This is a genomic window from Nitrosomonas eutropha (genome assembly GCF_003201195.1).
Lineage (GTDB): Bacteria > Pseudomonadota > Gammaproteobacteria > Burkholderiales > Nitrosomonadaceae > Nitrosomonas > Nitrosomonas eutropha.
In genome coordinates this window covers 1-13,860 of record NZ_QICQ01000022.1, presented here as the reverse complement: position 1 = coordinate 13,860, position 13,860 = coordinate 1, and the positions used below count along the sequence as shown (strand labels likewise).

Here is a 13,860-nt window from a genome sequence, read left to right as displayed (position 1 = left end):
CAGCTGTATCAATTGGAAATTCAGGCTTTTTGGTACGCTCATGGGATGTGTGGCTTCTGATTTTATGGATAGGTAATGTTCTGGCGCCATGGAATTTTTGTATGAAGAATTTTGGGGAAACACTGATTAAATTGATGGACGTCATTGCGAATGAAATGAAGCAATCCAGCTGCTTTGACGCAATAAATCAGCGTCTTCTTGGCACGCTGATTTCTCCCGTATTAATTGTCATGGTCAGTATGGTGACAGGGTGTTCAATGATCACGCCCGCGCCGAAAGTGCAGCAACCGATGACGATCCGGCCGCCTGAGCCGCTGATTATTCCTGTCAGTCAGAGCAATGGTGGGATTTATCAGGCGGCATTCAACTATCAGGGCAGCGGGCGCTATACGCCATTATTCGAGGATCGTCGCGCGCGCGGCATCGGTGACACCATCATCGTCATGCTCAACGAGAAGACCAATGCGAGCAAGAAAAGTGGCAGTAACGCCCAGCGTGATGGGGGGATTGATCTTTCAGTACCGTCATTCCTCGGTTTGCCATTCAAATCCATTTTTCAGGATCTTGATCTGGAAGCCAAATCAAGCAACAAGTTTGATGGCAAGGGAGAGAGCTCCAGCAACAATAATTTCACCGGCACGATTACTGTGACTGTGATCGATATTCTGCCCAACGGCAATTTGCTGGTGAGCGGTGAAAAGCAGATCGGTATCAATCAGGGACATGAATTCATCCGGCTTTCCGGGGTGATCAACCCGATTAATGTTATGAACAACACCGTGTCATCGGTGCAGGTGGCTGATGCGCGTATCGAATACCGGGGCACTGGTTATCTGGATGAAGCGCAAACCATGGGTTGGCTGTCACGTTTCTTTTTGTCGATTTCACCTTTTTAAGCATACCAGAGGCATATCGCTATGACTTTATCCAAATGGATTCGGAATTTCGGGCTGCTGAATCTCGGATTATTGGGCTGCCTGATTATTTCTGCCCCAGCTTCTGCCGAACGCATCAAGGATCTGGTCAATATCCAGGGCGTGCGTGCTAATCAGTTGATTGGCTATGGATTGGTAGTCGGCTTAGATGGTACGGGTGATCAAACCCAGCAGACACCCTTTACCGTACAAAGTATCCTCAGCATGTTGGGGCAATTGGGCGTGAATCTTCCGCCAGGAGTCAATTTACAGTTACGCAATGTTGCTTCTGTCATGGTAACGGCTACCTTGCCGGCCTTCGCCAAACCGGGGCAGCAGATTGATGTGACGGTTTCATCCATGGGTAATGCCAAGAGCCTGCGTGGCGGCACCTTGCTGATGACCCCGTTAAAAGGGATTGATAACCAGGTGTATGCCGTTGCCCAAGGCAGCCTGGTGATTGGCGGTGCGGGTGCCAGTTCAGCCGGCAGTAGTGTTCAGATTAATCATCTGGGCGCAGGGCGGATCAGTGCGGGTGCGATTGTGGAACGCGCTGTGCCAACGTTGCTCGGCCAGGGGGAGTACATCAACCTGGAATTGCACGACACTGATTTCACGACCGCACGGCGTATCGTGGAGACAATCAACAGCCGTTTTTCGTATGGAACGGCCACTGCACTGGATGGGCGCGTTATCCAGCTGCGGGCACCCGTGGATAACAATCAGCGTGTCACGTTTATTTCACAGATTGAAGGTCTTGATGTCATGCCGGCACAGGGTGTGGCCAAGGTCATCATCAATGCGCGTACCGGTTCGGTCGTCATGAACCAGATGGTGACGCTTGAACCCAGTGCGGTGGCGCATGGCAATCTCTCGGTGATCATCAATACCCAGCCGATTGTCAGCCAGCCCGGACCCTTCTCACAGCGTGGTGAAACGGTGGTGGTGCCGCAATCACAAATCGAAGTGCGTTCGGAAGAAGGTAATCTGATGTTGTTGCCGGGATCAGCTAGTCTGGCTGATGTGGTGAAAGCGCTGAATGCCATTGGTGCCACTCCGCAGGATTTGCTGGCAATTTTGCAAGCACTCAAGGCAGCGGGATCATTGCGGGCAGAGCTGGAAATTATTTGATTAGGTTGGCGATATGATCAATTCTCCCGACATTTCCGGCCAGTTGGCCATCGATGCGCAAGCAGTTGATCAATTGCGCAATCAAGCCCGGCGCGATCCGCAGGAAGGGCTGAAGCAGACGGCAAAGCAGTTTGAGGCGCTGTTTCTCAACATGATGATGAAAAGTATGCGTGAAGCCACGCCCAAAGAAGGATTGTTTGATAGTGATCAATCGCGTTTTTATACCCAGATGCTTGATCAGCAACTGGTGCAGAATCTTTCTGACAAGGGAATTGGCCTGGCAGACATGATCGTACGGCAATTGTCACAAGCTGTCGGCAAGGAACAGGCTAACGCCATAGACGGAGCAGAATCTCTCTTGACAGCTATTGTCGGAAATGATGAGAAACCACTGGTTTCAGTGGCGCCGGGGCAAACAAAGGATCTGCCTTCCCAACTCTGGACGAATCTTAATCGGGCTACCGCTAAACCAAATTTTTCAGCTGTCTCGCCCGCATGGCGAACAAACCGGATGGGAATTGCTTCCAGCTCCGGGAATGATGGTCCTGAGATAGCTGCGGTTGATCAGCCCAGAGAGTTTGTGCTGGATGTATTGCCGCATGCCCGCAAAGTGGCGCGTGAAACCGGCATTCCTGAACATTTCATGATTGCCCAGGCCGCGCTGGAAACTGGCTGGGGCAGGCATCAGATCCGGCGGACGGACAATCAGCCAAGCTTCAATCTGTTTGGCATCAAGGCAAGCGGGAACTGGCGTGGACAAGTGGTGGAAACCATGACCACCGAATATGTGGATGGTACACCGCAAAAGATCAGGGAAAAATTCCGGGCATACAATTCCTACGAGGAAGCCTTCCGGGATTATGCGCGGTTACTGCAGAACACTCCCCGTTATGCAGCCGTGCTGAAAAGCCGCAGTGCCACAGCGTTTGCCTGGGGGTTGCAACAGGCTGGTTATGCGACTGATCCATCCTACGCGGAAAAGCTGCTGAAGATCATCAACAGTGATGCGTTGAACATATAAGGAGTTGTTAAATATTTGCTGCTTTTTTGCGAATACCAGCATCCAGTAGCAGTGGTTCCAAAGGTGTTGGATTGCTTCACGCCACCCACCTGTTTCACTATGTTCGCAGTGACGGCTAAAGCTTAAAACGGATCTCGCAAAGAGGGCGGTTGCGGGATTCATAACGAAATGAGCAAATATGATGAATCATGGCTTTAATCCCACTGGAATTTTGCCGTAAACAAATAGAAGTAATTCACGATAATCGAGGGTAGAACAATGGCAAACAGTATTATGAATGTGGGTGTTTCCGGGCTACAGGCTGCACAAACTGCCTTGCTGACGACCAGCCACAATATCAGCAATGCGACCACACCCGGTTATAACCGCCAGCAAGCTATTCAGAGTACGAATACCCCCCTGCCGCACAGTAATGGATTTATCGGCCGAGGCGTGCAGGTGTCAACCGTACAACGTATCTACAACCAGTATCTGGTCAGTCAGTCGTTGCAAGCGCAAGGCCAGAGCAGCCAATTGGATAGTCATTACAATGAGATCAAACAGATCGATAATTTGTTGGCGGATACCACTTCCGGGCTGACGCCTGCGCTGCACAATTTTTTCAATGCAGTACAGGATGTCGCCTCCAACCCGACCTCGATCCCTTCCCGCCAGGCGATGTTGAGCAACGCTGAAGCATTGGTTTCCCGCTTTCAGTCAATGGATCAGCGTTTGTCGGAAATGCGTGAGGGAGTGAACAGCCAGATTGCTAGTAGCGTGAATGAGATTAATTCACTGGCGCAGCAGGTTGTGCGGCTGAATACCAATATCCAGGCAGTAGAAGGCTCGGCAAATAGTCAGCCGGCCAATGATCTGTACGATCAGCGCGATGCGCTCATCCGTGATCTCAGCAAACTGGCCAATGTGGATGTCGTGCGTCAGAGTAATGGCCATTACAACGTCTTTATTGGTAATGGTCAGTCGTTGGTGGTCGGCACCAGTGCGATGGCACTCAAGGCGGTGCCCTCTTCAAGTGATCCGCAGCGCCTAGTAGTGGCGATGGACGTGGGCGATAAAGAGATATTGTTGCCCGAGCATCAGTTGCAGGGGGGAAGTTTGGGAGGATTACTGGCTTTTCGCAGTGAAACACTGGATGCCATACAAACTGACTTTAATCAGCTTGCCAAGGGGCTTGCCGATACTTTCAATGATCGGCATACATTAGGACTCGATCTACAGGGTACGGTAGGTAAAAATTTTTTTGAGGTGACGGATTCCAATCATGTTGCGCGAAGTATTGAGGTCGCAATCAGTGATCCCGCTGAAATTGCGGCAGCTTTAAATGATGGAGGCAGTTTTGATGATCGTGTGGCCGATAACCGTAATGCTTTGCAGCTTGCCAAGTTGCAGACAACAAACACTCTGCAGGGTGGAACAGCATCCTATCAGTCGGCGTATGCAAGTCTGGTCAGTCAGGTGGGTAATAAAACCCGTGAACTGGAAGTCACCAGCCAGGCGCAGGAGAGCCTGCTTGCGCAGACAGATCAGGCCATACAGTCATTATCCGGGGTCAATCTGGAGGAAGAAGCTGCTAACCTGCTGCGTTATCAGCGGATGTTTCAGGCTTCCAGCAAGGTGATCGAAATCAGCAATTCGCTGTTTGATTCGTTGCTCAGAATCTGATCAATTTTTGACAGAAAAGGAATTTATCATGCGCGTCAGTACTAATACCTTATATGATCAGGGAACCCGATCCATGCTGCAGCAGCAAAGTTCATTGTTCAAGCTGCAGCAACAGCTTTCAAGCGGCAAGCGCATCATGACCCCGTCGGACGATCCGATCGGAGCGGCGCGTGCGCATGAGTTATCCCAATCACTGGCATTGAATACGCAATATGCTGATAACCGTTACCGGGCAATGGACAGCCTGCAGCAAGTGGATAGTACACTCGGCAGTGTTTCCAATGTTATCCAGAGTGTGCGAACCATGGCGGTAGCAGCGGGTAATCCGGCCTATTCTGATAATGAGCGGCAGATGATGGCCGTCGAACTGCGCGGTCATTTCGAACACTTACTGGGACTGGCGAATACCAAGGATGAACAGGGCAATTATCTGTTCTCCGGATTTAAGGGTAATACCCAACCGTTCGTCGAGCAGTCTGCTGGCGTTGTGACGTATCAAGGTGATCAGGAACAACGGCTGATACAAGTTTCCGGTTCCCGGCAGTTGCCGGTAAGTGAAACCGGTGATGCTGTTTTTGAACCGGGTGGTCAAAATCTGTTTCAGACAGTGGATAATTTTATTTCAGCACTGAAAACCCCTGGTGGTATGCCCAATGGGGCAGTGGGTAATGTGTTGCAGGAGTTGGATACTGCTTTGGATAATGTATTGACCAAACGGGCTGCGGTTGGATCACGGCTGCAGGAAATCGATGCGCTGCAGCAAATTGGTGAGGATACTGCCGTTCAGTATCAGCAATCACTCTCGCGCCTGCAGGATCTGGATTTTGCGCAAGCTATATCTGATATGGTGCGTCAACAAGCCTTGCTGGAAGCAGCACAGAAATCCTTTACCCGTGTTTCCGAGCTGTCATTGTTTAATGTGATTTAGCCTGTTTCACTTGCCCGTGTTCAGCAGATTGCCGGTATTCAGGTAAATTCGTGACGATCTGCTTTTGGAGAATGATATGAACCGGGAAGAATTGTATTTGAAGATTGCAGAGCTGCATCTCAAGCGTGTAGAAGTACTGCAAACAGTTGAATGGAGACTCACATTAAGTATCTGGACATTTGTAGCGGGTGTTGCGATGGTGAGTCTGGCCAATGCCAATAAAGTGCAACAGGTAGCCGTGGCTATGGGGAGCTTTCTCGGGCCTTTTGTCATATTGTCTCTGGTAAGTGCCATTTATGGGGTACTCTGGTACTCGTATACCATCAGATTTTGCAAGAAGAATTACAACAGCCTCGTAACGGAACGTAATCGTTATCAGCGCATGCAGAATGAAGCGATAAAACTCCTTTTGAAAGCCAAATCCAGGGATTTCCTGATTAAAGCTGAGACCGAAGATAAACAGGTTGCTGAATCAGGTTTTCAGGAACCATCCTTCGAGCATCTTTCGGGTGATAGTTTTAAAAAATCAGGTATATGGCAGTTCAAAGCGGTTGTGACAGCGACATTGATGTTCTTTTCGTGGCTGCTTGTTGCAATGATTGTTGTTCCTGCTATCCAGTAAAAACCTGAATGATGCCGTAGTGGCCGCAGGTGAGCCAGTCTGGTTGAAGCGTGGTGGTTTTCGCGGCAACTTCAGGTGTAAGGCCAGCCAGCACTTCTGATTTGAGTGTGCGTAAAAACAGGGCTGATCGGCCAAAGCGCTGCAAAAAATAATCTTTTTCTGTGGTGTGCGGCCAGCGTCGATCACCAGCAAAATAGCGATAATTCAAGTCCCCCTTGAAAATAACCAATTCTGCATTCTCAAAAGTTTCACGGGTAAGTGTTTCATCCGCATAAAAACTGGCAGGTAATCCCAATGCAGGACTGGTGCGCAGTGTCAGCTGATTTTGGCGCAACAACTGCGTAATATCTTCCCCCAGTTTGCGTGCTGCCGGAATAGATGAAATTCCCAGTTTTTCGATCAGACTTTCCATATTGATCATAGTCATGTCCGAAACAAACATCGGATAAGGCCTGACATGCGCAACGATGTGTGAACAGTAGCTGCTGATCTTGCGGATCAGCAGCAGGTCTGTCAGTACATCCATTCCGGCATTATCAAACACCAGATCAATCCGCTGCATTCGGGAAGCAATTAACTTTGTTGCCGCATCACGCTCATCTACCAGCAGCGAAACCTGATCAGCTTCCGGGATGGTGTGTTGACTGAGATCAGCTGTGTTTCCAATGACTGACCAGCGCAGCAGTTTGTGGGTATCGCAGTCGGGATCACAATACTCAACCAGTGTGGCAAGCGATTCAATGGCCTGTAAGTTGGCTGCTTCTTTAGCTAGCTGGAAAGGATCGGCCGGCGCGGCTGTGCTATAACCGAAGGCCAGCAAAATCCGTGCGTAGAAATAGAGCTCGACGGTAAGAAACGGCATGTTTGCCCAGCTCCGTCCGCTGTACGGTTTGATTATCTGATCAAGTGTGCCAAAAATTACCGGTGGCAAGGTAGTGATTTTTCCTTCCCGCATCTCTGTTGCCAGTTGCTGCAAAGCGTGTAAGACAGCTGTGTCAGCGTTATCGATAAGCTTGCCAAGAATGACAGGTAACCGCTTTTCCAGTGAAAAGGAAGCGAAGGAGCCGGGTTCTTCAGTAGTTAGACGGGGTGGAGGCAGAATTGACTGATGAGATGGCATGAGTGGTATTCTTGAATCTTATGACTGAATTGGACATTGTACCGGGAGGGTCGTGAAACGGCCATTTTCCGCAGACGGGGTGTATGGGTTGTAACAGGAGAGATGAGGATGAGATGGCTGATAAAGAGACACGACAGACTGTTATGGGTACTTGGTATGCTGATTGTTTTTCCTGGCACAAGTTTTTCTGAAGCCAGTTTCGATCGACCATCTCTTCACAGTAGGCAATCCCAGATTCTTCCGGCAATCTGGATGGGAGGTGGTTTGTCGTATTTCCCTTTTTATATTCAACCGCTTCTGCTCTATCCGGAAATACCGGGGCTGTACCCCTGTTTCCCTTTTGGCAGTTGCATGGTGCTGCAACCGTATCGGAAATATGAACGGCGTGAGAAACAGCGGCCAGTATTCAAGCGGGGAGCGCCTTTGGCAGATGACGCCATGGAAATCTGGCGGGCAGGATTGCGCCCAGCTGTAGAGCCATTTCGTACTGATGAGCAGTTAATTATGCCGGCATTCCGGGGGCACAGCCTGATCCGGCCGGAATATCAGAAGGCTGGCAGCATTCTCCCCGAATTTTCAGCCGATGAGCGGAATGAGAACGATGAAAATGAGTGGCCAGATGAACAGTAAAATCCGGATACGAATCTGTTCATCTGGTGATGAAGCAGCACTTGCACTGATTGGCCAGGCGACATTTCTCGAAGCGTTTGCGGGCGTTCTGGAGGGACAAAATATTCTCACGCATTGTGCCAACGCCCATTCTGTTGAGTGTTATCGCAGCTGGCTAGCCGATAGCCGCTATCAACTCTGGCTGGCCGAAATCAGCCCGGGTCACGCCCCCATTGGTTACATGACTGTCGCGCCATCGCCGTTTTTGCTGCCGGACAGCTCCTCGCGTGATCTTGAATTGAAACGAATTTATATTTTCAGCAAATTTCAGGGGCGGGGCCTTGGTAAAAGGCTGCTACAGGAAGCCATTGCCGAATCACGTGCCCGCATGGCGGAGCGTTTGTTACTCGGTGTATATGAACATAATGATGCCGCCATCGGGTTTTATACCCGCATGGGGTTTCGCAAGGTAGGGACGCGCAAATTCAACATGGGCGGGCTGGAATGTGATGACTACGTCATGGGGCTGACAGTCTTTGCTTCCGAGTCTATCCATTCGGAAAATATATTGTAAACTGCCCATTGGTATGACGTGTATTCATCTCTCATAAAAATAGTCGTGTAATCAATCTAAACGGATAACAACAATATGGCCAGAAATGTGCAATGCATCAAACTTGGGTGTGAAGCGGAGGGGCTGGATTTTCCACCTTACCCAGGGGAATTGGGTAAACGGATTTTTGAAAATGTCTCCAGGGAAGCATGGGGGCAATGGATCAAACACCAGACGATGCTGGTGAATGAAATGCGGCTGAGCATGGCAGATATCAAGGCGCGCAAATATCTCGCCACCCAAATGGAAGCCTATTTCTTTGGTGAAGGAGCTGAGCAGCCGGTTGGCTACGTTCCTCCCGAAAAATAAGCTATTGCGACCGTTTTCTACATTCCGGAAATATTGGGCAGGGGCTGATCGTGGTAAATAACGAACCGGACAAGGCATCGGCAACCAGGCCGGATATCCCGCTTACCAAACAGTTTCTGAACCGCGAGCTTAGCCAGATTGAATTTAATCGCCGCGTGCTGGCTCAGGCGGAAAATGAAGAAATCCCGTTGCTGGAGCGTTTGCGCTTTATCTGTATTGTCAGCAGCAATCTTGATGAATTCTTTGAAGTGCGCATTGCCGGGCTAAAAGAACAGATCAAGCTGGATTCCCCAGGTTTTGGTTCGGATGGCATGTCGCCGGGCCAGACGTTTGAACAGGTATCCAGGCAGGTGCATGAGCTGATTTCCCGGCAATATCAGCTGCTCAATGATGACGTTCTTCCCGCGTTGGTGGAGCAGGGTATCTGTTTTTTGCGTCGTAATGTCTGGGATGACAGCCAGCGTGAATGGATCCGGAATTTTTTCTTTCGTGAGCTGATGCCGATGCTGACCCCCATCGGTCTTGATCCTTTGCATCCCTTTCCGCGCGTGTTGAATAAAAGCCTGAATTTTGCGGTCGGGCTGGAAGGAAAAGATGCATTTGGCCGCAACTCTGGTGTTGCGATCGTACAGGCGCCCCGTATCCTGCCACGTCTGATACGGTTGCCCAAAGAAGTCAGTAGCTACCCCTATAGTTTCGTATTTTTGTCCTCCATTATTCACGCGCATGTCGGCGAACTTTTCGCAGGGATGCATGTTACCGGCTGTTACCAGTTTCGCGTTACCCGCGATAGTGATTTGTATGTGGATGAAGAAGAAATCAAGAATCTGCGGATCGCATTACAGGGCGAGTTATCACAGCGCCATCTGGGGGATGCAGTCAGGCTTGAGGTAGCAGATAACTGCTCACAGCAAATGGCAGAATTTCTGCTGGAACAGTTTGCACTCAAAAACGAGGACCTGTTCCAGGTAAGGGGGCCAGTCAATTTGGTCAGATTGATGCAGGTGTTTGATCTGATTGATCGGCCTGATCTCAAATTTCCACGTTTCGTTCCGGGTCTTCCTTTCTTGCCCCGGAAAAAGAAGGGGCATAATATTTTTGAGGTGATCAGCAAGGGTGATATCTTGCTGCATCATCCTTACCAGTCGTTTCAGCCAGTTGTTGAATTCATCCAGCAAGCCAGCGCTGATCCGGATGTTATGGCAATCAAGCAGACGGTGTATCGTGCCGGTTCAGACTCGACTCTGATGGAGGCGCTTGTGGCAGCCGCCAGTCTAGGCAAGGAAGTGACCGTAGTGGTGGAACTACTTGCTCGCTTCGATGAAGAAGCCAACATCAACTGGGCCAAGCGGCTGGAAGAGGTGGGCGCGCACGTTATTTATGGTGTCTTTGGCCACAAAACACACTGCAAAATGGCCATGGTGGTGCGGCGTGAAGCAGGCCAGCTAAAGCGCTATGTACACTTGGGAACAGGCAATTATCATACGGGAACAGCGCGGGTTTATACCGATTTTGGCTTGCTGACCTGTCATGAAGAAATCTGTACTGATGTCAGCGAGGTGTTTTTGCAATTAACCGGACTGGGCAAGGCAAGCAAACTGCGGCATCTCTGGCAGTCACCTTTTAATTTGCATAACCAGATACTGAACAGCATCCAGCAGGAAGTAAAACATGCTACTGCAGGAAAGCCGGCTGCCATCATTGCTAAAATGAATGCCTTACTGGAACCGGCTGTCATTCAGGCGCTGTATGCCGCTTCCGCCGCCGGGGTAAAAATCAATCTGATTGTACGAGGTGCCTGTGCATTGCGCCCCGGTGTACCGGGGTTATCGGAGAATATCCGGGTGCGTTCCATTGTCGGGCGGTTTCTGGAGCATTCCCGTATTTTTTATTTTCTCAACAGCAAGCAGCACAACGTCTATCTGGCAAGCGCCGACTGGATGAGCCGGAATTTCTTCCGGCGCGTGGAAATTTGTTTTCCGGTGCTTGATCCACGGCTGAAAAAACGCGTTATTGTAGAAGGATTGAAACCGTATTTGCGCGATAACGTACAAGCCTGGGAAATGGATGGCGACGGGTATTACAAGCACAAATCAGCCAGAAGGAACAGTAGATTCAGTGCGCAGGAGGTCTTGCTTGAAAAGCTTGCAGCAGTTAAACAGGAGGCGATCGAATAATGTAATCTCATACAGGCGTTTTATAGTGGCGCGTGCGTAGTATCGTAATCCTTGGCAATTTCCTCTCCCATACCATCAAAGCTTTCCATGATCTCCTGTGCACGCTGTAAGGCGGCCTCAATATGGGGCAGAATATTTTCTTGGCCAATGCTGCTAGTAATGGATGAACGCTTTAGCATCTGTGCTGGCTGGTTACGTATGCCACACACAAGCAAGGTTTTGCCCGCCTGCTGCAAACGTTCAGGCAAACTTTCCAATGCATGTAGTCCTGTTGCATCAATTGCAATCATGTTGTGTAGATGCAGAATCACAATGGGTGCGAACTGAGTAAGGTCTGTTGTTTTTTCCAATAGTTTATCGGTTGCGCCAAATAAAAATGGCCCCTGAATGCGCAAGATTGAAACATAGGAGGGGAGTCCCCTGTCTTGCAAGCTGTGAGCACGTCCGCTCTGAACATACTCATCGGTTACCGTGTAGACCGACGTTGTTTGTGATACACGATAGATATACAGCAGCGCAGCCAGCACAATACCAACTTCAACTGCAACGGTTAAATCAGCTAATACGGTTAAGCTAAAGGTGGCGGCCCATACTGCCTGCTCGGCTTTAGGAAGACGTATGATGCCGCGAATTTCTTTCCATTCTCCCATGTTGTAGGCGACGACAAAGAGCACTGCTGCCAACACTGCCAGCGGAATAAAACGCGCCAGGGGCGCTGCGATCAATAAAATGAGTAACAGTGTCAGGGCATGAATAACGCCTGCAACCGGGGTTTTTGCACCAGAACGAATATTGGTGGCTGTGCGCGCAATTGCACCGGTAGCAGGAATGCCTCCCACCAGTGGTGTGGCCAGATTCGCTACACCCTGCGCAATCAGCTCTACGTTAGAGTCGTGTTTGTCACCACTCATACCATCAGCGACCACTGCCGAGAGCAGACTTTCCACTGCTGCAAGTAATGCAACGGTTAATGCAGAAGGGAGAAGTGGAATGATCAGATCAGGTTGGAAAGCGGGCATGGTTAGTGCGGGTAAACCGGTTGGAATATCACCAAATGTACTGCCAATGGTTTCAATCGGCAGATTAAATCCCGCAGCACAAGCAGTTCCTAAGAACAACGCCACAATTGAGCCCGGAATATGTTTACTGATGCGTGGAAACAGTAAAATGACCGCCAGTGAAGTGCTTGCCATCAACACTGTTGGGATATTGATCGTGTCAATATATGTCCAGAGCATGGTAATGCGTTCTATAAATTCACTGGGAGCAGCAGGTGTTTGTAGCCCTAAAAAATCCTTGATTTGAGTTGAGGCAATCAGTAATGCAATCCCGTTAGTAAAACCAATAATTACTGGGCGCGGAATGAACTTGACTGCGGTACCCAAACCGGTAATGCCCATGATGATCAGTATCACACCAGCCATCATCGTAACCATCAATAAACCGGAAAAACCAAATTTGATAATGATGTCTGCAACAATCACCACAAACGCGCCGGTTGGGCCACCGATTTGCGTGTGCGAACCACCCAATGCCGAGATAATGAATCCGGCTACAACGGCAGTATAAATTCCCGATTGCGGAGTAGCACCTGAAGCAATGCCAAAAGCCATTGCTAATGGCAGCGCTACCAGGCCAACAGTCAGCCCGGCGATCAGATCAGCCACAAAATCCTGCCTAGAGTAGTTACGCAGGCATACAACAAGTTTGGGCATCCATTGATTCCAGCCGGAAGTGTATTTACTCATTGTTCGCCGGATTCTGTTTTATCTATCTGCTCAAGCTCCTGAAACATCATCATGGATTCCTCAATATGCGTCTGAAAGTAGCGGCGCATGATATCCAGAACCTCTATAAGAAGTGGATCACGCACCATATAAAAAACCTGATTACCTTTTTTACGCGTAGCGACAATCTGCTTGGCGCGTAAGACAGCGAGATGCTGTGAAGCATTTGCCTGCTCTAACGCCAACTTATCGATAATAATGCCAGCGGACAGCTCACCCTCTCGTAGCGCTTCTACAATAGCAATACGCGTTGGGTGTGCCAGCGCCTGAAAAACACTGGCCTTGAATTGTCGCAAAACATCCGACATTGAAACACCTGCTGTTGAAATAGAAGGATGGAAGTGTAATATTATATTTGTATATTCGCAATAAAGAATATAGCTATGAATTCTATATGTGGATGAAATAGACAAAAGACATGAGTAATACGAAAAGATATCGAGATCAGCGAAGATTGTCGTGATTCATCGTCTGCGCAATAATCGTTGACACAAGCATCTTCATCAGTGACATCAACGCCGATAGGAAGTAACATCACTCATCCACAAAACGGAAGATGTCGGCAACATGTAGTGGTCAAGTAATTTCAGACACTACGATAGGTTCCAGGGATCCAAAACTCATCTGCATCTTCTACTCCACTCACCTTTTACCTTTCGCCAGTTTAGGTGTTTATTTGGCTAAGTGGGGAAGTTGTGCAGGAGTCTTCAGGTTGTCGGCCACCGCAATGTCACCTGGCTGCAACGTGGGGTACAGGCATGTTTGAATATAGGCGAGAAACGCGGCCCCGTTCATTGGGCCGTCGAGCACTAACGGAGCGGTGATCGCATCGTGACGCAGCCCCGCAATGAAGGTGGTGCTCTTCCAGTGGCCGTTGCCGTCTCATCCAGGAAGACCAGGTGACGGCAATCCCAATGCTGCTGCTCGCGGGCCCACTCAGTTCGTGCCTGACGTACGTCTGTGCGCG

At 49.5% G+C, this 13,860-nt stretch carries 13 protein-coding genes and 1 pseudogene; 10 read left to right on the top strand and 4 right to left on the bottom strand.

Annotation, left to right across the window (positions count from 1 at the left end; genetic code table 11):
• Positions 1-155 precede the first annotated feature (155 nt).
• The 6 genes from C8R14_RS08710 (at position 156) to C8R14_RS08685 (ending at position 6,278) form a co-directional block, all read left to right on the top strand.
• Positions 156-896, top strand: coding sequence for a flagellar basal body L-ring protein FlgH (locus C8R14_RS08710; RefSeq protein ID WP_011633464.1), 741 nt, complete (start codon positions 156-158; stop codon positions 894-896).
• Positions 897-917: 21 nt separating this feature from the next.
• Complete coding sequence (locus C8R14_RS08705) at positions 918-2,045, top strand: flagellar basal body P-ring protein FlgI (RefSeq protein ID WP_011633465.1); 1,128 nt, start codon at positions 918-920, stop codon at positions 2,043-2,045.
• Between the two features lie 13 nt (positions 2,046-2,058).
• Positions 2,059-3,066: a flagellar assembly peptidoglycan hydrolase FlgJ gene (gene flgJ, locus C8R14_RS08700; RefSeq protein ID WP_011633466.1), complete on the top strand. Its 1,008-nt coding sequence runs from the start codon at positions 2,059-2,061 to the stop codon at positions 3,064-3,066.
• Between the two features lie 258 nt (positions 3,067-3,324).
• Positions 3,325-4,728: a flagellar hook-associated protein FlgK gene (gene flgK / locus C8R14_RS08695; protein ID WP_011633467.1), complete on the top strand. Its 1,404-nt coding sequence runs from the start codon at positions 3,325-3,327 to the stop codon at positions 4,726-4,728.
• A 28-nt stretch (positions 4,729-4,756) separates the two neighbouring features.
• Entirely contained in the window at positions 4,757-5,656 is a 900-nt protein-coding gene (gene flgL / locus C8R14_RS08690; protein ID WP_011633468.1) for a flagellar hook-associated protein FlgL, read from the top strand.
• Between the two features lie 76 nt (positions 5,657-5,732).
• Complete coding sequence (locus tag C8R14_RS08685; protein ID WP_011633469.1) at positions 5,733-6,278, top strand: hypothetical protein; 546 nt, start codon at positions 5,733-5,735, stop codon at positions 6,276-6,278.
• Here the strand turns inward: C8R14_RS08685 and C8R14_RS08680 are convergent.
• Entirely contained in the window at positions 6,268-7,398 is a 1,131-nt protein-coding gene (locus C8R14_RS08680; RefSeq protein WP_011633470.1) for a damage-control phosphatase ARMT1 family protein, read from the bottom strand. The two genes, C8R14_RS08685 and C8R14_RS08680, sit on opposite strands and share 11 nt — an antisense overlap.
• Positions 7,399-7,506: 108 nt before the next feature.
• On the opposite strand from C8R14_RS08680, the gene C8R14_RS08675 reads away from it, so the two are divergent.
• The 4 genes from C8R14_RS08675 (at position 7,507) to ppk1 (ending at position 11,106) form a co-directional block, all read left to right on the top strand.
• Positions 7,507-8,028 (top strand): hypothetical protein, encoded by a 522-nt coding sequence (locus C8R14_RS08675; RefSeq protein ID WP_049753077.1) that lies wholly within the window; start codon positions 7,507-7,509, stop codon positions 8,026-8,028.
• Positions 8,018-8,581: a GNAT family N-acetyltransferase gene (locus tag C8R14_RS08670; protein WP_011633472.1), complete on the top strand. Its 564-nt coding sequence runs from the start codon at positions 8,018-8,020 to the stop codon at positions 8,579-8,581. The genes C8R14_RS08675 and C8R14_RS08670 overlap by 11 nt, the downstream gene beginning before the upstream one ends.
• A 75-nt stretch (positions 8,582-8,656) precedes the next feature.
• Positions 8,657-8,929, top strand: a complete 273-nt coding sequence (locus C8R14_RS08665) for an oxidative damage protection protein (RefSeq protein ID WP_011633473.1) — start codon at positions 8,657-8,659, stop codon at positions 8,927-8,929.
• Between the two features lie 50 nt (positions 8,930-8,979).
• Positions 8,980-11,106: a polyphosphate kinase 1 gene (gene ppk1, locus C8R14_RS08660; protein ID WP_011633474.1), complete on the top strand. Its 2,127-nt coding sequence runs from the start codon at positions 8,980-8,982 to the stop codon at positions 11,104-11,106.
• A gap of 20 nt (positions 11,107-11,126) precedes the next feature.
• On the opposite strand, the gene C8R14_RS08655 is transcribed toward ppk1, so the two are convergent.
• The 3 genes and pseudogenes from C8R14_RS08655 to C8R14_RS14105 form a co-directional block, all read right to left on the bottom strand.
• A complete protein-coding gene (locus C8R14_RS08655; RefSeq protein WP_011633475.1) occupies positions 11,127-12,854 on the bottom strand; it encodes a SulP family inorganic anion transporter in 1,728 nt (575 codons plus the stop codon).
• The gene (locus C8R14_RS08650; RefSeq protein WP_011633476.1) at positions 12,851-13,201 is read right to left on the bottom strand and encodes an ArsR/SmtB family transcription factor; all 351 of its coding nucleotides are present in this window, start codon (positions 13,199-13,201) and stop codon (positions 12,851-12,853) included. Before C8R14_RS08650 ends, C8R14_RS08655 begins: the two co-directional genes overlap by 4 nt.
• A 400-nt stretch (positions 13,202-13,601) precedes the next feature.
• A pseudogene (locus C8R14_RS14105) lies at positions 13,602-13,766 on the bottom strand (IS630-like element ISSpo6 family transposase); the annotation flags it as partial.
• Positions 13,767-13,860 lie beyond the last annotated feature (94 nt).

Coding starts and splice junctions, on each gene's coding strand:
- C8R14_RS08665 (WP_011633473.1), top strand. CDS start 8,657: ATGGCCAGAAATGTGCAATGCATCAAACTTGGGTGTGAAGCGGAGGGG.
- flgK (WP_011633467.1), top strand. CDS start 3,325: ATGGCAAACAGTATTATGAATGTGGGTGTTTCCGGGCTACAGGCTGCA.
- C8R14_RS08710 (WP_011633464.1), top strand. CDS start 156: ATGAAGCAATCCAGCTGCTTTGACGCAATAAATCAGCGTCTTCTTGGC.
- C8R14_RS08650 (WP_011633476.1), bottom strand. CDS start 13,201: ATGTCGGATGTTTTGCGACAATTCAAGGCCAGTGTTTTTCAGGCGCTG.
- C8R14_RS08675 (WP_049753077.1), top strand. CDS start 7,507: ATGAGATGGCTGATAAAGAGACACGACAGACTGTTATGGGTACTTGGT.
- C8R14_RS08670 (WP_011633472.1), top strand. CDS start 8,018: ATGAACAGTAAAATCCGGATACGAATCTGTTCATCTGGTGATGAAGCA.
- C8R14_RS08705 (WP_011633465.1), top strand. CDS start 918: ATGACTTTATCCAAATGGATTCGGAATTTCGGGCTGCTGAATCTCGGA.
- C8R14_RS08685 (WP_011633469.1), top strand. CDS start 5,733: ATGAACCGGGAAGAATTGTATTTGAAGATTGCAGAGCTGCATCTCAAG.
- C8R14_RS08680 (WP_011633470.1), bottom strand. CDS start 7,398: ATGCCATCTCATCAGTCAATTCTGCCTCCACCCCGTCTAACTACTGAA.
- flgL (WP_011633468.1), top strand. CDS start 4,757: ATGCGCGTCAGTACTAATACCTTATATGATCAGGGAACCCGATCCATG.
- C8R14_RS08655 (WP_011633475.1), bottom strand. CDS start 12,854: ATGAGTAAATACACTTCCGGCTGGAATCAATGGATGCCCAAACTTGTT.
- flgJ (WP_011633466.1), top strand. CDS start 2,059: ATGATCAATTCTCCCGACATTTCCGGCCAGTTGGCCATCGATGCGCAA.